Source organism: Gaoshiqia sp. US2, assembly GCF_059705485.1.
This window is the reverse complement of record NZ_AP048550.1, coordinates 802,603-822,118: the sequence shown is the minus strand read 5'-3', so window position 1 is coordinate 822,118 and position 19,516 is coordinate 802,603. Positions and strand designations below refer to the sequence as shown.

The 19,516-nt window shown below is 47.3% G+C and carries 15 protein-coding genes and 1 tRNA gene; 4 read left to right on the top strand and 12 right to left on the bottom strand.

The window, feature by feature from the left end:
- The first annotated feature begins 383 nt into the window (after positions 1-383).
- Entirely contained in the window at positions 384-653 is a 270-nt protein-coding gene (locus AC6H3C_RS03225) for a hypothetical protein (protein ID WP_497519203.1), read from the top strand.
- A gap of 522 nt (positions 654-1,175) precedes the next feature.
- Here AC6H3C_RS03225 and AC6H3C_RS03220 read toward each other — a convergent pair.
- The 3 genes from AC6H3C_RS03220 to AC6H3C_RS03210 form a co-directional block, all read right to left on the bottom strand.
- On the bottom strand, positions 1,176-2,306 hold the full coding sequence (locus AC6H3C_RS03220; protein WP_497519202.1) for a site-specific integrase: 1,131 nt from the start codon (positions 2,304-2,306) through the stop codon (positions 1,176-1,178).
- A 298-nt stretch (positions 2,307-2,604) separates the two neighbouring features.
- Positions 2,605-2,677, bottom strand: a tRNA-Gln gene (locus tag AC6H3C_RS03215).
- A 90-nt stretch (positions 2,678-2,767) separates the two neighbouring features.
- Positions 2,768-3,421 (bottom strand): DUF3267 domain-containing protein, encoded by a 654-nt coding sequence (locus tag AC6H3C_RS03210; protein WP_497519201.1) that lies wholly within the window; start codon positions 3,419-3,421, stop codon positions 2,768-2,770.
- A 135-nt stretch (positions 3,422-3,556) separates the two neighbouring features.
- Here AC6H3C_RS03210 and rnhB point away from each other — a divergent pair, with 135 nt between their 5' ends.
- Positions 3,557-4,180, top strand: coding sequence for a ribonuclease HII (gene rnhB, locus AC6H3C_RS03205; protein ID WP_497519200.1), 624 nt, complete (start codon positions 3,557-3,559; stop codon positions 4,178-4,180).
- On the opposite strand, the gene AC6H3C_RS03200 is transcribed toward rnhB, so the two are convergent.
- The 4 genes from AC6H3C_RS03200 to AC6H3C_RS03185 are packed head-to-tail and all read right to left on the bottom strand — an operon-like array spanning position 4,170 to position 9,178.
- Positions 4,170-5,393 carry an ABC transporter permease gene (locus tag AC6H3C_RS03200; protein WP_497519199.1) on the bottom strand — a complete coding sequence of 408 codons (1,224 nt, stop codon included), beginning with the start codon at positions 5,391-5,393 and terminating at the stop codon, positions 4,170-4,172. The genes rnhB and AC6H3C_RS03200 overlap by 11 nt on opposite strands.
- Before the next feature lie 34 nt (positions 5,394-5,427).
- Positions 5,428-6,627: an ABC transporter permease gene (locus AC6H3C_RS03195; protein ID WP_497519198.1), complete on the bottom strand. Its 1,200-nt coding sequence runs from the start codon at positions 6,625-6,627 to the stop codon at positions 5,428-5,430.
- A gap of 5 nt (positions 6,628-6,632) precedes the next feature.
- Positions 6,633-7,625, bottom strand: a complete 993-nt coding sequence (locus tag AC6H3C_RS03190; RefSeq protein WP_497519197.1) for an HlyD family secretion protein — start codon at positions 7,623-7,625, stop codon at positions 6,633-6,635.
- Between the two features lie 20 nt (positions 7,626-7,645).
- Positions 7,646-9,178, bottom strand: coding sequence for a TolC family protein (locus AC6H3C_RS03185; RefSeq protein ID WP_497519196.1), 1,533 nt, complete (start codon positions 9,176-9,178; stop codon positions 7,646-7,648).
- Between the two features lie 196 nt (positions 9,179-9,374).
- Here AC6H3C_RS03185 and AC6H3C_RS03180 point away from each other — a divergent pair, with 196 nt between their 5' ends.
- A complete protein-coding gene (locus AC6H3C_RS03180; RefSeq protein ID WP_497519195.1) occupies positions 9,375-9,845 on the top strand; it encodes a regulatory protein RecX in 471 nt (156 codons plus the stop codon).
- 136 nt (positions 9,846-9,981) lie between these two features.
- Positions 9,982-13,977 (top strand): hybrid sensor histidine kinase/response regulator transcription factor, encoded by a 3,996-nt coding sequence (locus AC6H3C_RS03175; protein WP_497519194.1) that lies wholly within the window; start codon positions 9,982-9,984, stop codon positions 13,975-13,977.
- Between the two features lie 76 nt (positions 13,978-14,053).
- Here the strand turns inward: AC6H3C_RS03175 and AC6H3C_RS03170 are convergent, their stop codons facing one another.
- The 5 genes from AC6H3C_RS03170 to AC6H3C_RS03150 all read right to left on the bottom strand — a co-directional run bounded on the left by AC6H3C_RS03170 (position 14,054) and on the right by AC6H3C_RS03150 (position 19,373).
- Entirely contained in the window at positions 14,054-14,323 is a 270-nt protein-coding gene (locus AC6H3C_RS03170; protein WP_497519193.1) for a type II toxin-antitoxin system RelE family toxin, read from the bottom strand.
- Complete coding sequence (locus tag AC6H3C_RS03165) at positions 14,320-14,517, bottom strand: hypothetical protein (RefSeq protein WP_497519191.1); 198 nt, start codon at positions 14,515-14,517, stop codon at positions 14,320-14,322. The genes AC6H3C_RS03170 and AC6H3C_RS03165 overlap by 4 nt, the downstream gene beginning before the upstream one ends.
- 165 nt (positions 14,518-14,682) lie before the next feature.
- Positions 14,683-15,078, bottom strand: coding sequence for an HU family DNA-binding protein (locus AC6H3C_RS03160; RefSeq protein WP_497519190.1), 396 nt, complete (start codon positions 15,076-15,078; stop codon positions 14,683-14,685).
- A 592-nt stretch (positions 15,079-15,670) separates the two neighbouring features.
- Positions 15,671-18,142: a glutaminase family protein gene (locus AC6H3C_RS03155; protein WP_497519189.1), complete on the bottom strand. Its 2,472-nt coding sequence runs from the start codon at positions 18,140-18,142 to the stop codon at positions 15,671-15,673.
- Between the two features lie 37 nt (positions 18,143-18,179).
- The gene (locus tag AC6H3C_RS03150; protein WP_497519188.1) at positions 18,180-19,373 is read right to left on the bottom strand and encodes a glycoside hydrolase family 43 protein; all 1,194 of its coding nucleotides are present in this window, start codon (positions 19,371-19,373) and stop codon (positions 18,180-18,182) included.
- Between the last annotated feature and the right edge of the window lie 143 nt (positions 19,374-19,516).

Sequence of the window (19,516 nt, the reverse complement as noted above, 5' to 3'; positions counted from 1 at the left end):
GGCGGCCACCAAAGAAGAAATCTATGAAGCATGCCAGGAGTTTATTACCGAAGACTATGTGTATATGCTTCAAATTATCCACAAGAAAATTGCCAGCACACAGTAACCATCGAAAGTATGACCAGCAGATAAAAGAAGCTTTGTCGCCTTACGAGAATGCATTGTAACTACTTAAAAAAGTTCCGGATATTAGTTCCAAAGTGGAAGGACAACCTAAGGGAACAAACAGGCGAAAGGTGTACTGTTCGAAATAGCCTGGACAGCAAAGAGGACAAGAAACAGGTTTTATCACGCAAAGTACCCCAAACTGGCAGGACGCCGGGGCAAAAAAAAGCGTCCTGATAGCAGTAGAACATTCGATCCTGAAGTCGGTTTACCAAATCTTGAAGGATAGTTGCGATTACAAAGAACTTGGGGCGGCGTATTTGATCACTACGGTCTCTTTATTGCCTGATATCCTGTATATTGAGGATTGCATCGTACCTATTGACGCTACGAGTACACAAACAAAAATAGCAAGGGACATTGTGAAAGGCAACTACGTACTGGCCTTAAAAGGAAACCAAAAAGAACTACAGGAAGAAAACCAGAGCATTTTCAGGGTACAGAAACCTGCCTCAACCTGTGGACCGAAAAAGGGCACAGACGAATAGAAACACATAAATGCGAAGTGCTCAACAACCCGGAATTTTTGCACGGGAAAGAGAAATGGGAAGGGCTTTTAAGCATTATCAGGATTACTACAGAAAGGATTATCTGCGACAAAAGGGAGAATGAAACCCGTTACTACATCAGTAGTGTGGATACAATGGCCGAGCGGGTTAACCAATAATTCAAGTACCGGGCGTGGAAAACTTACTGCATGGGGTGCTGGACATGACATCTGGTGAGGATAGCCAATGAAAAAGGGCAGGCATAGCGGCTCAGAATTTTGCTCTGGCCAACAAAATTACCTTGAACTTATTGAAAAAAGACAGTTCTAAAGGAAGTCTCAAGTCTAAAAGGCTCAGGGCTGGCGGGATAACAAATTCCTACTAAAATTACTTACAAATTAAACAAGTTGACCCTGTTCCAGGTTACCGCCAAACGCATTTTGATATTTATTTATTTATCTTTACAACAGAGTTATTTGAAAGTATCAAAAATGAAGTGTAATAAGGCACTTTATCTCCTACTTATCTGTTGCCCTTTTTCTTTTTGAACTCGATTAATTTCCTGATAATAGGTTGATTAAAAGAATAGTTTACGGATGTGGCAAAGGTGTGCCGGGCAACATGCATGGAAAGGTTTTTGGTTATTCCGCAAATATCAGCCAATTCTTTTAAGTAGGCATTTAATTTTTGATTGGAGCAAACCGGCAACAACCTCCCTTTTGATTGATTGACCGGGCAATTCTGGTATTTCGCCAGAATGGTCTCTGCACCGGGAAGTAAGGGAAGTCGACATCTGGCTGCCGTCTTGGTCCGGTCGATCATGATCCATGTTTCACCATCGTCGCCCTGGTACAGATGTTCCGGCCCAAGCTTTTCAAGATCAGAAAAAGATAAACCGGTATAACAGGCAAACACAAAAATATCCCTGACCATGCTCATCCGTTTTATTGAAATCTCTTTGTGCATCAGTTTCGCCAATTCTTCAATTGTCAAAAAATCCCGGTTAGATTCCATACTTTTCACTTTATAGGAATGGTAGGGGTTTTTCGAAATAAGCTCCATAAAAACAGCTTTATTCAGAACCCTCTTGAAATCCTTATGATAGCCCCAGGCCGTATTGGAGGTTACTTTAACAACCGATTTAAGGAACAGGTCAAAAGAATCCAGAAATTGGTAATTGACCCTGCTTAAGGCCATATCCGTTCTACCGTATTGTTTCCGGATAAACTCATCCAGCCTTTTTCGGCAGGTACGGTAATGTTTTAACGTGCTATACGTATAACCATGACCGAGTTTACCTTCAACAGATTGAATCGTCAGGTCAAACATATCCAGAACTTGCTTTTGGTTCTTTGGCCCCGTGATACGTTCTTTCAGGTCTGTAATATCAAAATCCTCGCCAACAGCTACTAACTGGTTATAGAAGTCGTTTACTTTAGATACAAATTTACTGAGCCGGTTGTTAAGGATAGTGGCCGATTCACCTTTCCCGGAAATCAGCTGCCGGTGGTTATCCCACTGTGCCGGATCAACAAATATACCTGTTGAAATCTCAGCCCGCCGCCCCTCCAGCGTGATGCGCGCATAAACAGGAGTTTTACCCGTGGAACCTGACTTGGAATTCTTCAGTGAAAGATTGATTGTAATTCTCATAACCTGCAATTTTTAAAATTATTAATTGAGGTGCAGATTTGGTCTCGCCTGGTCTACTAAAATACGCCTGAAAGAGTCTGAAAACAACAACCAAAATGCACCAAATTGAATCATATAAAATCTAACAATCAGAGAGTTATGAGTTTTGCCGAGACCTGTTTCCGATAAAACCGGATAGGTCTCGATTTGGTCTCGCTTACTTTGACCATTTATGGTTTATCTTGAAGTGCTGTTAAATAAAAAAGCACTTAAAATCAAGGATTTAAGTGCTTTTGCAGTTTTTTGAATCGTCATTTTGTTGTCCTGTCAGGGCTCGAACCTAAACTCTTCTGATCCAGAATCAGACGTGTTGCCAATTACACCACAGGACAATTTATTCAGGCCACAAATATACGGAATAATCAAATTCGCAAAGAATCAGATCCGCAACTTTCGCTAAAAAATACGGGTTCAAAGCTCAATTATTTAACAACAGATGTTTGGTTTGTTTTGAAATAGAAGAATGTTTTACCTGATTTCAGATCATCAAAGCTGTAAATCTCCTTACCGGAATGGATCAGATAAAAGGCCAGCATGGCCATGTCGCCCGCACAAAAGAGCGAATGGATACACATCACACTGAAAAAGAAATAGGCATAAGGTGTTGACCAGTATAACAGCCCCCCGGCCAAACAAGCCAGTTTAACCAGCACGAAGGGGGCAAAAGCGACCATCCGAAAAGCTGAATATCCGATAACTTCCTGGTCGGATGCAACATAGAAGACAAACTTTTTCAGGATGGCCCCGAATTTTAAACGTTTGTAGCCCAAAGTCCAATAGGCCAGTGCATGGAGCAATTCGTGCAGCACAATCAGTATGGTAAACGAAAACAGCAGGGCTAAACCCATCTGTTGAATGGCTTCATCCATTCCCCTGAAAAACAAAAAGCCGGCTTTACCCGCCAAAAGCAGAAATAAGGCGATCATCGCCACCTGGTACGCCGAAAACCATCGGATCAGGTACACCGAGGGACTGATCTGCTCTAACACAAACTGTTTGATCTGATCGTGCTCAACTTCTGCCAATAATTCAAAGTCATCGTTCTGAATCAAATCTGCTGGTCTCAATTTGCTCATCTGCTTTCAGTCTGAATAATTTTCTCAGACTGGTGAATTTAATGAAAAACCGTTAATTTGGTCATTACCGGTGAAAAGATGCTTAAAAACCGGTTGTTGTTAAGTAAATTGCCGGCTGTTTTTAACGGGTAAAACATGGGTAAGGAGAAAAACACGTTACAATTATTTCTGGATGAAGGGCGGATGGAGGCCGGTTGCGATGAAGCGGGGCGAGGTTGTCTGGCTGGTCCGGTGGTGGCAGCCGCGGTTATTCTGCCGGTTGATTTTAAAAATGAGTTGTTGAACGACTCCAAGAAGCTGACGGAGAAGCAACGCTATCAGCTTCGTCCTCTGATTGAAGCGCAGGCGGTTGCGTTCGGAGTTGGCCTGGTCAGTCACGACGAAATCGACCGGATAAATATTTTAAATGCTTCCATTCTGGCCATGCACCGGGCCATTCAGCAGATGAACATCCTGCCCGAATATTTGCTGATCGACGGGAACCGATTTAAACCCTATCCCGGCATTCTGCACAGTTGTATTGTAAAAGGTGATGGCAAATTTTTACCGATCGCTGCGGCTTCGGTGTTGGCAAAAACCTACCGCGACGACCTGATGAATGAGCTTCACCTGAAATACCCGCACTATGCCTGGAATAAAAACAAAGGATATCCTACCAAAGAACACCGCGAAGCGATTCGCCGGACCGGCACCTCGCCTTTCCACCGCATGACTTTTCGCTTGCTGGAAGATCAGTTAAAGCTGGACTTTATGCTGTAAACTCTGTCTGATCGTTCGTTTCCTGTTTCTGGTTATGCCGGGCTTCCAGATAAATCGCTGCGGCGGCTGTCGTGAAATAAACACCGCATTGCAACAGCAATAACAGGTATTCGTGCTGTACCGATTCTAAACCGGCCCCCATCACCCTCAGCCTTAAATAAGCAGGAACCATGACGGTGGTCGGAAATACATGCCCCAGCTGATAAACAAACCCGGGAATTGAAGATACCGGCCACGATACTCCGCTGATGAACAATACGATGGGAGATAAAAAGACCATAAACAGGATCGATGATTCGCGGCGGCGGAATAAAACAGATATGGTGATTCCCAAAAAGATGACCGCCAGCAAAAAAGGCACCGTCAGCATCAATACATGCAAAAATCCGGCCCGGTTGGGATAACCAAACCAATGATAAACCCATACCATCGTCAGAATAGTGTTGAACAGGTAAATGGTAAGGTAGCTGAATGTTTTTCCGAAAAGAATGGGCAACACGCCTCCCCGCCGCAATGCTACCGGAACCAGGTAACTGTGACGGTTTACCTCCTTGCCGGTGCCGCCGATCATGCCAATGCCAATCAGCAAGGTCTGCTGAAGAATGATCAGGATCAGTCCCGGCATGATAAAACTTCCGTAGCCCGAAAAAGGATTAAACCAAAAATGCAGATCGGCCGACAGGGGGTCGCGCGATTCCAGGGCCTGATCATACGATTGTCCGCCGGCCATGAGCTTTTTAATTTCGACACCGGCGGCAAAGGTACCGACCGAGCTTACTGCACCGCTCAGCGCCTGACGGTAAATGAGGAAGAAACTGCCGTCGGCATAAACCGATACGTCTGTTTGGCGCCCGTTCAGCAGTTGCTTTTCAAAGCCTGACGGAATTGCCAGGATACCACCCGTTTCCTTTTTGTCGAAAAAGGTCCGGCGGGCTTCGTCCATGCTGTGCGCATAGCTAACCACCTGAATTTGTTCCGTTTCATCCACCATTCGGATCAGTTGCCGGCTGGCAGCGCTGTGATCCATGTCCACCACAATGGTACTGATCTGCCTGACAATTTCCGGCTGATAGGCAAAGGAATAAATAATGGGGTAAATGATCACAGCGCCTAACAAAATCAGGAGCGCACCCTTGTCCTGAAAGATTGCTTTCATCTCGTCCCGGTAAAATTGCCCGGTCATGGAAATACCCGTTTTTATTTTTTTGAACATGCTAAAAATTCATTCAGGTTAATGATCGACGCCATTATATTTTTCCCCAGTATCTCTCCTTTTGCAAAACCCGTCTTAAGCGGGGCAGAGCCAGTACCGAAATGAGGATGAACACGAGGAACATGCTCAGGTACTTCATGCCGTACACCGGAGCTTCGCCTCGGATGGCCTGCGATATAAAAATATGCACCCAATAGGTAAACGGGAAAGCGTACGAGAACCCCTCGGCAACCGCCGGCATGGCAATCGCCGGAAAGGTGAGGCCTGAAAAGGTAAGGGCCATCATCGAATAAGCGCTTCCCAGCGAAAGCGACAGCCTGAGATTGGTTGTCAGAGCAACCAAAAACATGCCCAGCATCTGGTAGGTCAGAATCAGGGCCAGTTCGCCCGTCACTATCAGCAGAAATTCACCCCGAAGCGGAGCTCCCATCTGAATAAACAGAACCACATTCATCACCACCGATACGATGCTAAACAGCAGTGTATAAGGAATCAGTTTCCCGGTAACAGCCACAATCACGCTTCCCGAAGCCTGGTTAAGCCAATCCGGGCCGGTTCCCTCGCGTACTTCCGTTCCCACGGCATACACGGTTGTGAGCAAGGTGAAAACAACCACCATCAGGGGCAATAAAGCTGTAAGCAGAAAATAGGAGTAATTTCCGTACGGGTTAAACAAAATATGCTGGTGTAACCTGACGGGTTGTGCGGTGGCCATCGCCTGGTTCACCGATTGCCCCTTTTTTTGGGCCACCTGAAGCTTGATGCCTCCGGAAAGAGTGGCCATTGCCTTATAGATTCCTTTTTGGAGATAACCGCCCTTCAGGATGTTGGTGTTATTAATGAACACCGGTATTTTCTGTTGACTCCCTTTCAGTATATTTTTTTCTGTTCCTTCGGGAATGACGATCACAGCCTCAATTTTCCCTTCTTCCATTTGTTTATAAGCTTCGTCGGTATTGGGCAGGTGAAGCACAATGTTGGCTTCCGGTGTGGCATGAATCCACATCCCGATTTTTTGTGACAAAACAGTACGGTCTTTGTCGACCAAGCCGACAGGCAGATCGCGCGGAACTCCCTCCGAAAAGACAGCCAGCAGGATGACAAACGAAATCAGGGGCCCGATCAGCGTGGTAAACACGTAGATGGAGGAACCCGTCATCCGGTCAATTTCGCGGAAGAGCACCCTGAAAAGCGGATTATCGCGAAAGAAGGCTGTTTCCTTTCCTTTACTCATTTGAATTAGTTTCTGAATTGTTTCCAGTTCACCAGCACACTCATTCCGGGGCGCAGGCCTTCCGGTTTTTCAAGGGGTACAGCATGTATTTCAAATGATTTCATATCGAATCCGCCGGATGTTTTGGTGGAAGTCCAGGTGGCAAAATCGGCCATCGGGCTGATGTAGTTGATTTTGAAAAGGACATCTTTTTTGCCTAAAGCGGGGATATCCGCTTTAAACTCGCTTCCCATCCGGATGTCGGCCAGCAAATCCTCCCGGATAAACAGGGTTGCCCAGTTGTCTTGTAAATCAAGGATGGTAATTACCGGAAAACCGGTACCCACCAATTCGCCCTCTTCTGATATGATATTGGAAATTTCGCCGTTCGCCGGTGCGCTGATCTGGGTTTCTCTCAGGTACGATTCCACCTCGGCAATGGCGCCTTCTGCCTGGTTCACCAACTCCTGCGCGGCGGTTTTGTCTTCGTACCGGGCGCCCTTCTGTGCTTTCTCCCATACCGATCTGGCTGCGTTAGCTGTTTCGCGCGAAGCTTTCATCTGGGTTTCCGCCTCGTCTTTCTTTTGCTCGGGCGCCACGCCGGCTTCAAAGAGGTTAGAGACCCGCTGAAAGGTTTTTTCGTGCAGGCGGGCAGCTGCTTCGGCTTTCAGGTAGGTGCTGTAGGCCGCCTGAATATCTTCTTCCTGAGCCCCGTTTCTGGCTTTGAGGCTTTGTGCTGCCGCTGCATTTCGGGCAGCAGTGGCCTGTTGTAACCGGGCCTCAATCTCGGGACTGTTGATGGCGAACAGGAAATCGCCTTTCTCTACCTGTTGCCCTTTTTTAACGGCAATCCGGTCGATGCGGCCGGGGACTTTCGATGCTACCCGGATCTGCGTGGCTTCCATCTCTCCCTGTATTTCGAGCCGTACCGGGCGGGTAATCAACCAGCTGGTGTAGAGCACAAAAACCAGCAATGCCGTAAAAAATAAACCAATGATAAAGTTTCTCGTCTTATTCATCTGTATCTGTTTTTATGTTTTCAGTGTTCGTTGACTGAGCCGAAAATGACATCGTCGCGAAGCTGATAGCTGTTAAATAAATCCGGAGTCCCGCATACTTGCAGCATCGAGGCCAGGGTCAGGTCGTATTGGTACATCGCCTGCAAGCGTTCAATTTTGAACCGGGCGACCAGCAATTGGGCATCTACCAACTCGGATGAAGAGGAAAGCCCTTCGGTAAAGGCCTTTTCTTTGCTTTCGGCATAGGTTTGGGCAAACTTCAGCGATTTGTCCAAACTAACCAGTTGTTCCACCTGCATGGCCAGCTCGTGGTGCAGTTTCCCGATCAGTGTGCTGATATCGGCATCGGCTTTTTGTCCGGCTTCATTCACCTGTTCTACTTTAAACCGGGCGGCCTGTATCTTTCGCGAGCGGGCGGCTCCGTCAAATACAGTCCAGTTCAGACCCAGGCCAAGCATCCACCCGGGCATGTAAGGCGATAAATCTTTGTTGGCAATATCGTACATGCCGGTGAGGGCAAGCGTTGGCAGATAATTGCTTTTCTCGGCTTTTAGTCCCGTTTCTGCGAGGTTCTTTTTCGAGTCGACCTGCCGGAGCAAGGGACTGTTGGTCCGGGCCAACGCCAGGTATTCGTGCATATCGCCTGTATTCTTCAGGATGAATAATTTACTGACCGGGACAAGCGAGTCGGTCTCGGACAAAGCCAGGGTATTCTGTAAGGCCCGCTCAATAATAAACGACTGGCGGCCGGCTTTCTGTAATTCACGTTCGGCTTCAACCACCGCCACTTCCGCGTGCAGTTTTTCCACATGGGCAATCTGACCCTCTTCGCTCAGCTTTTGCGCGTCGTACAAATGTTTCTCCATTGCTGCCAACACCTGCTTCCTCACTTGTTCCGACTCTTTCGAAAGGACCAGCCCGTAATAGCGTGCAACCAGTTCGCTCAATAACTCAGCTTGTTTTTGTTCTTTCTGCAATCCGGCTTCTTCTTTATAAATCCGGGAAGCCTCGTTGGCAGCGTTAATCTTTCCTCCGGTAAACAGCGGCCAGGTCAGGTTGGCGCTCAGGCTGGCAAAGCGTTCTTCCTGGATCATCTTGTCCCAGTCGGCGGCTCGAATGGCCTGCTGCCCTTCGAGTAATTGCCGGCGAACGGCCGCTGTACTGACGTCATCGGGTAAAACCGGCATCACGGAGTTTGTAGCCGGATCAGGATTCGGAACGCCCGAAAATACGCCGTAATTCCCGAGAGCGCTGTAAAGCGGGTCAATGGCGTCGCGGACCGGCGTTAAATCCAAATGAAGCGGATCGGATAATTGGGCGGCAAGCCCGGTCAGACTGATTTTTGGCGCCCTCAAGCCGGCCGACGCCTTTACTTCGGCTTCTTTTTCGCTGATCTGATAATCGGCTTGTTTCAACACATGGCTGTTAGCCATCATGTACTCGTAGGCCTTGTCAAAGGTCAGCATCCTGGGGCCGACAGCTTGTGCAAAACCATTCAAGCTCACGATAACACCCAGGCCGGCACATAGAATCATCAATTGTATCCTGTTCATAACTAACGAATTCCTGTTTTATTAATTGATATTTTTCCGGTTCTGATTTCTGCATACAAAGTAAAGAACAAAAATTTGAACAAATCGGTTTTATATTCGATTTCAGTTCAATTTTAAAAGAAAATTAAAATCGGACGAAGTATATTACCTTTGCAGTTAACGATTAGTTACAAACAGAAATCATTCTTTTAACGCGATGGTCTGGAGTCAAAAACAACGCGATGCCTGCCAGCGGGCAGCTGCTCTGTGCAGCCGGTCGGAAAGAAGTCCGGGAAGTATTGAGCAAAAGCTGCACGACTGGGGCCTGACGGAGGAAGAAGTTAAGCCGGTGATGGAACACCTTGTCCATGAGAAATTTATCGATCAGGAACGCTTTGCCCGAAGTTTCGTGCGCGATAAATTCAGGTTTAACAAATGGGGAAAAATAAAAATAGCCTACCACCTGAAAGCCGAAAAAATAGCTCCTGCCACGATCCGGTCGGCCCTCGGTGAGATTGGAGACGAAGCTTACCGTGAAACACTGCTTCGCCTGTTGAAGGAAAAGGATAAAAGCGTGAAAGTGCTGAATCCGTACGACCGGAAAGCCAAATTGTTCCGCTTTGCCCAAAGCCGGGGCTTTGAACCGGATGTGATTTATCAGGCGCTTGATGAAATCGTGGGGGATTAGCCGGTGAAGCCGGTTAAGTCTTTTTTTTATTCTATTTTTGCTCCGCATTTCATTTAAAAGAATGATCGCGTGATTATTGAGAAGCTTTCATGTTCCTTCTTCCGAATCTGAACTTCTGTCTGTAAGAGCAAAACCTATGAGGAGATTTTGGATACTTTGCCTGTTTGCCGGGATGATTGTAAGCCAATCATTTGCTCAGTCATTCTATTTCAAGAAATACCAGGTAGAAAATGGCTTGTCGCATAATACGGTATGGTGTATCTTGCAGGATAGTTATGGCTTTATGTGGTTCGGCACCAGCGATGGTCTTAATCGTTTTGACGGGAAACAATTCAAAATATTCAGGAGTGATCATCAGGAAAAGTTCTCGTTAGGGAATAATTCGGTGCAGGCCCTGTTTGAAGACAGCGAGCGGAATATCTGGGTTGGCACCAGCGAAGGCATCCATATTTACCAACGACTGAGCGGCCGGTTTTTGCCGTTTGATAAAAAAACACAGTATAACGTATCAATCAGCAGCGAGGTTAAGAAAATCATCCAGACCGGCAAGGGACAAATCTGGATCGCGACCCTGGGGCAGGGAATTTTTATCTATGACCCGAAGACGGATGTCCTGAGGCAAAACAGCCTGTATACTTCCTTTGTTTGGGATATCTGCGAAGATCAGACCTACCGGATCTGCTCCTCGTCGCTGCAGGAGGGACTGATTTGCTACGATCAGAGCGGGAACTATCTGGATTCGTATAACCCGGCTCCCGACAAAAAGGAGAACCTAAGAATCAGTTGCATCCAAATTGCCGATGAAAAGGTTTGGTTTAGCATGGGCGCCAATATGTTATACTCGCTTAACAGCCGGACAAAACAGATTGAGCAATACAGCAGCGGCAGGCAGCATATCGGCACCATCCGGGCGATTGCCAAATACTCGGAGAAAGAACTTCTGATCGGTTCCGACAACGGATTGTACATTTTCCATATTCAGGAAGGACAATTTACACGAATCGACAACCTGCTCGATCCCCGCAGCCTCAGCGATCAGTCTATTTCGGCTATCTTGAAAGATGCCGAGGGGGGATTCTGGATTTCCACTTACCTGGGTGGCGTAAATTACCTTCCCAAACAGGCAATCGTATTTAACTACTATCCACCAACCCATGATCCCAACCGATGTACCGGGAAAGTGATCAGTCAGTTTTGCGAGAACAGCGACGGGAATATCTGGGTCGGTTGCCAGGATGGCTTAAAATTATTGGATATCAATACATTGAGTGTCAGTCCGTATCTCATCCCCGGGACGACACAGAAGTTGGATATCCGCTCATTGCTTTTGGCCGATGATCAGCTTTGGATTGGTACGTACGCCAACGGGTTAAAGGTTCTGGATCTGAAGACCAATAAACTCACCGAATATTTCCATACCCGGAACTCGTCAACAACGATTTGCAGTAACGATGTGTTATCGCTTTACCGCGACCGGGAAGGAAATATTTACGTGGGCACCACCTGGGGACTCTGCCGTTATAACCGCCTGTCGGATCATTTCGAAACCATGAACTTTGTCGGGACCATGACTTCGGTTTTTGATATTCTGGAAGATCAGTCGGGTTATCTTTGGATTGCCACCGATAATGCCGGTGCATTCCGGCTCGATCCCAAAAACAATCAATGGAAACACTACGTCTGGGAAGAAAATAACCGGGGCTCCATCACCAGTAATTCAATCATCACGCTTCATAAAGATTTAAACGGAAAAATCTGGCTGGGTACAAATGGAGGCGGCTTGTGTTATTTTGACGAAACATCCGAGTCTTTTATCGACTTCGACCCACAGAACCAAATTTTGTCCAGTAAGGTTATTTATGCCATTGAGGAAGATATTTTGGGGAATCTCTGGATATCGGGCAATGCCGGATTACTGCGGGTTGATCCTTCGGATAAGACCAACCTGAAGCTTTTTACACGGGAAGATGGCTTGCAAAGTAACCAGTTCAACTTCAGGGCATCGCTGAAATCGGGTACCGACATGTTGTATTTTGGCGGGATCAACGGGTTTAATTCATTCTTCCCGAACGATTTTGTCGAAAACCGCTTTATCCCGCCGGTTTATATTGTCGATGCCCGTTTGTACAACATCAACGAAAAGGAGAGCGAGCAAGTGTTAAACCTGGACGGACCGGTTTATACCGCGAAAGAAATAAAGCTTTCGTACGGGAACAACAGCCTCACCTTCGGGTTCAGGGCGCTTAGTTACGAGCAACCCGATAAAAACAGGTATCAATACATCCTCGAAGGGTTCGATAAAAACTGGGTGGATAACGGCCATGCCGACTTCGCGTCGTATACCAACCTGCCTGCCGGCGAATATGTGTTTCGGGTGAAAGGAACCAATAATGACTATAAATGGAATGAGGAGGGGGCAAGTATCCGCCTGACCATCCTGCCTCCCTGGTGGAGTTCGGCCTATGCTTACTGGGCTTACTTCCTGATGGCGGTGGGCGCCGGTTACCTGGTTTCACGGTATCTGACGGTTAAAGCGCGGACCAAGTTTTCCCGGCAATTGGAAGCCTATCAGCTTAAAACAGAAAAAGAAGCTTACCAGTCGAAAATCCTGTTTTTTGTCAACCTGGTTCACGAGATCAGAACACCGCTGAGCCTCATTAAACTTCCGCTCGAAAGGTTGTCGGAGGACAATGCCGGTACGAAAGGGTCAAAATACCTGAACGTCATAAACCGGAATGTAGACTATCTGCTTCATGTGGCTAACCAGTTGCTCGATTTTCAAAAAATTGAAAACCAGGGCGCCATACTCGATCTTCGTTACCAGTCGCTTAACGACCTGGTAACCGAGTTGCACGATCAGATTGGTTATTCGGCCGCCTTGAAGCAGATCGATATCAGCCTGTCGCTGCCCGAAAACGATGTGGTGGCCGCCATCGACCGCGAAAAAATTTACAAGATCCTGATTAATTTAGTGGGTAACGCGGTGAAACACGCGCGGACGAAAATTGAACTTCACCTCGAAATTTTTGAAGACCATTTCGAAATTCGCGTTGTCGACGACGGTCCGGGAATTCCGGATAAGGAGAAAAAGAAAGTTTTCGAGGCTTTTTACCAGTCGAACAGCCCGCAAAGTAGTCCGGGAACCGGAATTGGCCTTGCATTTTCCAAATCGCTGGCCGAAAATCATCATGGACAAATCACCGTGCTGGATAACGAATGGAACGGAGCCTCGTTTGTGTTATCCATCCCCTTCCTGTCGGGGAAGGAAGAACTTACCACAGACGGTAAACAACTTCCGGCGGCAGGTATCCGCGAACTGGCCGACGACCACGTTCCCCGGGAAACCGAAGCGGTTGATGCGCCGTTCAAAAATTCGAGGGTTTTGCTGGTGGAAGACAACAGCGAGTTGCTGGATATGATTGAAGATTCGCTGAAGCCGTATTTTACCGTATTAAAAGTTCATAACGGCAGACAGGCGCTGGACATCCTCCCTGCCGAAAACATCGACCTGATTGTAAGCGACGTGATGATGCCCGAAATGGACGGATTTGAGCTGTGCAAAGCGGTCAAGAACGATATCAATTACAGCCATATTCCCGTGATCCTGTTAACGGCAAAAGTGGCGCTCGATTCAAAGATCGAAGGAATGGAATACGGCGCCGACGTGTACCTGGAGAAACCGTTTTCAGTAAAATATTTACGCCGGCAGATCGCAAATCTGCTCCAACTGAAAATTTCGTTTCAAAAACTCCTGACCTCAGATCCCTCGCGGGCTGTTGCCAGTATGCCGGTGCCAAAGCGCGATAAAGAATTTCTGGAGCGTCTGCACGATAACATAGAGGCGTATATCGCCGAACTGGATTTTTCGATCGATAATATTGCTGAAACCATGTTTATGAGCCGGTCCAGCTTCTACCGGAAGATTAAAAGTATTACCGGGATGACGCCGAACGATTACCTCCGGGTGGTGCGGTTGAATAAAGCGGCCGGACTGTTACTTCAGGGCGATTACCCGGTCTCTGAAATTTGCGCCCAAACCGGATTTAGTTCATCATCGTATTTCGCCAAATGCTTCAAAGCCCACTTCGGCGTTTTGCCAAAAGATTATGTTGCCGAAAATCCGGAAAAGTAAAGCGCTGTGAGTGAGAGGTTAATTGTTGGTTTTCTCACATCTGCATGTTAACTGTCAGTGGTGAGTTTTTGTAGCACTAAGGAAATAATTTGTAGATATCTTTTCGATGTGCGACAATAATAAACCGAAGTGTATTGTCCGCAATTTTTTCGAATCCAAGTCTGTATTCGCCAATCCTAACCCGATAATAATATTTGTAACCTGTTAGTTTTTTGATATTTGATAATTCAGCAAAAGCCTTGGCATGTTCAAATTCAATAATTGTCTTTTCAATTCTCTGAAGCAGAGACTTGTTCTTGATTTTCTCAAGAGATTTCTCAAATGATTTATCGAATTCGATGATCATTTACCTTTTAATTTTTGCATAATGGATTCACGGCTGACGGTTTTTCCTGTTTTTACAGAATCCATCAAGGAACCAAGCGCAAAATCTTCATACTGGTCATCGTCAAGGTTTATTACATTTCCACCGAGTTTTTTTGCGAGATCAGAAAGAATCTTATTACTTTTTTTATCTGCTTTTATGATAATTGCTCCCATAAAATTGATTTTTTTCAAAGATACAAATTTTCTTTGCAGATCGGGCGATCTCGATATGATCTGAATTATCACCGAAAGCCCACTTCGGCGTTTTGCCAAAAGATTATGTTGCCGAAAATCCGGAAAAGTTAAGCGCTGTTTTTCTGCCGGCCACCGTGCACGATCTTATGGTTCGGGCTTCCGCTGAAACCGGAAACTTGTTTGCTTCAGCAATGTTTTCGAGGTTTTGAAAACAATGCGTTTCAACCGGATCGATTCGGCGCGGATGTCGTGCTGTTCTACGGCCTGGCGGACAGCTTTGGCGCTCACGGAAAAGGTCCCAAACCCTTCGATGCAAACATGGTTGCCGTCGGCCAACTCGTCGAGCAGCTGGCTCAGCACCAGTTGCACGCCGGCCTCCAGTTCAATGGCGTTGAAGGTTGTGCCGCAAGCGGTAAGCCTGCACAATTCACGAAGGCCGACTGTCCGCTTGCGAATCACGCGGGGAAACAGGCCCCGCTTCCTGTTTTCTTCCTGATTCAGGTTGTCGGTTTGCTGATCCAAACGGTAAAAAATGCTCATGATCTTCGTCTTTTAGTAAATGTTTGCTGATCGTCTGATGTTGGATTCCTGTTCGGTTAACCACCTGCAACCAAACAAGTATGAATAAGATCTAAGTCTTGATTTTATATCACCTAGGTCTCACAGCCATATAATCTACTCCTTACATATGTATGACCTAGGTTTCAAAATTAACACCTCTAAAAGAAATTGTCAATACATCTTGTCGTCTTAATTACAGTTTCCTTATTTGGCAGATAGTTGTTCAAGCCGTTCTGTTTTTCTTGCCCTGTAGGGGCAAAATATGGATAGCCCAGGGCAAAGTTGAGGGAGGAACGAACCGAAACGTCGCCCCGGGTAAAGCATGCAAGAGGAACACCGTTCGCAAAAATTCGTTGAACAAAGCACACAAAATCTTTTCGGACGGAATGGAACCGCATCATTTTGGGTAAAAAACCCCACCCTTTTTTCGTCCGTAGAGGGAACATTTCTTTTGTGAACGGCACCCCGGACTTGGACGCAGATTCCATTCTGAAGTGAACGTATATATCGGGAAACTGAAAATAAACCCATTCTTTCAAATACGTTAAATAAGAGCTCCTGAACTTAAGAGTTACCGCAGTTTCGCTTCCAGCAGCCTGATGTAATACCCGCCGACGACGGAGCGGGCTTTGAACCCGGCAGCCCTTTTGCTGTCGGTGTGGTACCAGTCGCTCATCGGGACCCGGTCGGTCGTTTCATCCATAAATTGGTGCAGCGGATCGATCAATTTTTGAAAAGTCTCCTGATCGTTGCTTAAGGTGGCGGTCCAGATGATCCAGTCGGCTTTGGTATAATTCTTCCGGTTATCGAGCGGCAAGCCATAGGTATTCTGTTTGGTGAGGTAATAAGCCATTTCTTTTGGGGCTACGTCGGCGGGGAAGATGTCAAGTTTCAGTAGTTTGTCCCAAACCAGGTTGTACTTTTGGCTCCAGGTACCAGGCTGGTCAAAGGTCAGGCGGTAATGGTCGCCATCGTCGGCCATTTTCACCCATTCGCCGGCCATCCGTTTGGCTTCGGAGGTGTATTTTTCAGCGGCCTCATCCTTACTTAGCATCCTGGCCAGTTTCCCGTAGCAGGCAACGCCCATAATGGCTTTGACCGACAGGTTGGTGTTATGCGCAAAATGTCCGGCAAAGTCGTCGGTACAAAGCTGATTATCCGGGTCCAGCCCGTTCTCGAGCAGGTAGTCGGCCCAAACGGTGAGTATATCCCAGTGTTTTTCGGCATACCGGGCATGGCCTTCCAGAGCGGCAATAGCCGTGGTCAGGATCAGCATATTCCCCGATTCTTCTACCGGCATATCGCCTCCGTAGTTCTGATCGGTGGCCCAGGGATAGGTGCCGATATCGTGTGCCGGGAAGGGCCTTTTCCATTTACCGCTCTCGCTGTAATAAAAGATCGGGTTCAACAGCCCTTTCGCCAGTTCCGGATTGTATAGCAAGAACAAAGGCGCCGAGGGGTAAGTGACATCAACCGTGGCCATCAAACCGTTACTGGCATTTTCTTTTGATAAGAAAAGAAGCTCTCCTTCGGGCGATTCCACTAACTTGTGCGCCGAGATGGCCTGACGATAGGCCAGGGCACACAGCTCGGCATACTTTTTCCCTCCGGCATCCCAGGCTTCGGTCATCAGCCGGTAATCGAAGCGGGTACAACGATCGCGCAAATCATCAAAGTCCTGGTTCGCTTCGGCAAAAACCTGTTCAATTGTCCGGTCGCCCTGCTTATTCCAGTACGGCCGGAGAGGCTCTCCAAAATAATGGATTGAATAAAGGTCGTCATACCCGATCATGATCTTTCCCGAGGCCGATTTTGTGTTACCCAATGTTTGCGCGATGGCCAGGTTTGCATCTTCCCTCGGAGCTGCATCTCCCGGCAGGCTGCCGCTCCGGACGAATTCACTGCGCATCTGATACGGATTTCCGGTCGCGTAGGTGCTGTTTTTCTTTTCGCTGCATAGAAAAAAATATCCCCAGTCGATCCGGATATCATCGCCTCGTTTTCCCAGTATTTTTTGTTTTAGGCTGCCGGTTTTCAGGAAGAAAAGCCCGTCTTTTTCATACCCTTCACCCTTGTGTTCCTGTGAAGGAATATTCAGCGCCCAATTTGGAGCGGCGTCAAAATAGATTTGAACATCGTGTTCTTTTCCGTCGAGCGAACGCACGTTATAATAAATGTAATTGACAGGCCTCGAGATCAAATCCAACCGATCCAACAGCAAGGGTGACAGAAACGAAAGTTTCAATTCCACTCTGCCGCACTCGAAGGTGTAATGTGTTTGCGTGGCCTGAACGTCGGACGATTGCTGCACGGCGGTTTGAGAGAGGTAAGCGCCGGTTTCGTCTTCAGCATAAAGGCCGAAATCGACCAGGGCGCCCCCGGCATTGTTAATGCAATGTGCTGCAATGACTGATTCTCCTGGTTTCAATGTTTGGACAACCGTATCGGGCAGGAGCAAAAGGACGTTTTTGCGCCATTCATAGCCAGTTTGAACAAGCTTTATTCCGTTGATGTACAACTCAAAGGTGTCGTCGTGCGAATATTTCAGAAAAACTTTTTTGCCGGCCAGATCTTGCCTGATTTCAAGATGCCTGCGAATCCAGATTCCGGGGGTTTGCCAGGGCGTGTTGACATTATCTTCGTTCGGAGTGCCGAACGAGGCCTCGCCTTCCAGCCAGTTGGAATCGTCGAACTCCGCATTTTCCCAGCCATCCCCGGGATAGTCGACCAGGTATTTCCCCGACCAGGCTTTGTGGGTCGATATGGGCGCAATTGTTTTCATCGGCGGTTCTTCCACACCCATAAAGCGATAAACCTGTCCATCGACGCGGATGGCGCCGGTTAGGGGAAATTCTTTTCCGGTCCAGTGCCTGACAGGTTCATCGTATAACTGATCGGTCATCGACCAGGCGCTGGTATACGGATCAATGGTAACCAAAGGGTAAGCCGGCGGGCGGAGATTGTTCTTTATAATGGCCGATGGTTCGGATTTTTCGCATCCCAGTATGCTCATCAGGCTAATCAAATAAATCAGGCGCTTCATGCGTATCTACTTACCTCAGGTTTTGTGTTGATTTGTATTACAGGCCGGATGGCTTGGCAAGTTTTTCAATTTCCGACAGCGCTTCCCCGAACACCGGAAACCCCTGATCATCCCACTCCAGCTTCTGCAGCCGGGGCGACCGGGTATCGGTATCCCGGGAAGGCAGGGAGCCATACGGTTCTTTTTCGGTTGGACGGGCCTGGTAAAGAAAGTAAGTCTCGGTTCCGTCAGGTGACGGGATAAAACAAGGAGCTCCTGTGGCAAAAACCTGGTTATCCGGGTTTTGAATAAAAACAGGCGCATCTGATTTTTGCCAGGAGGCCGGATCGAGCAGATCGGCGTTGGCATCGGCATATAACAGACCCACGGCGTAATAAGGAGTCCATGTTCCACTGGCCGAATAATAAATCAGGATCCGGCTCTTGTCTTTGGTATAAAAACACTGAGGATCTTCATTAACATAGATGGGATAGCCCGTTTTGCTGCCATCCGGGTTGATCCACTGGCGTTCCCACTCGTGTTCGGGTTTCGAAATCAGGATTCTTTCCGATTCCAGTGTCCAGGGGTTTTCCATCCGGGCAATATAAATACATTGCGTTTCGGCTTCTACCCGCCGGGTTTGCCAGCCTGACCAGATCATGTACCATTCGTTTTTATGCTGAAACAGGCTGGCATGAATTCCCCAGCTATTGTCGTTATCTGTTTTGATACGCCCTTTCATCGTAAACTCTCCTTCGAACGGATCGTCCGAACTATTTTCGATGACATAAATCTGGTGATTGTCGGTATTGCCGTCGTCTGCGGCAAAATAGATGTACCATTTATTGTCGATCCGGTACATTTCGGGGGCCCAAATGTGGGAGGCATTTTTTTTATCCCGGGGAATCCACACCTCTTTTTTCGGAGCATTTTTCAGATCGGTGATATCCGGGGTTTTCCATAAAACGATCCGGTTGTCGGCATCCTGAAAGTAGTAGTAATGATTTTTATACCAGGTGGCCCACGGACGTGCCCCGGTTGGGAGTAAGGGATTGGTATAGGTTTGGGCCGGCGTCTTTGTTTCGGCTTGCTGAGCCGGCTTTTTGCTGTTGCAGGCCAGGAGCAAAACCAAAATCAGCAGGTAAGCGGCAACAGATCCGAACGTGTCGGTAAAACGGTAGTAAAGGCCAGCCGAAGTTTGACAGTTTGCCGGGCGCCGAAAACGACTGTTGAAAACGAAAGTTAAATTCATTGTTGCTGATATTAAGAACGATCAAAGTTAATTTTTTTGTCCAATCCTCATGGTTGTTCAGGCCAGATTGCACAGCTATTATCTTTTTTTGACCAGATATTTCAGGTTCCCTTTTTTTTCAGGTCCTATTTTTGGCTTGGTGT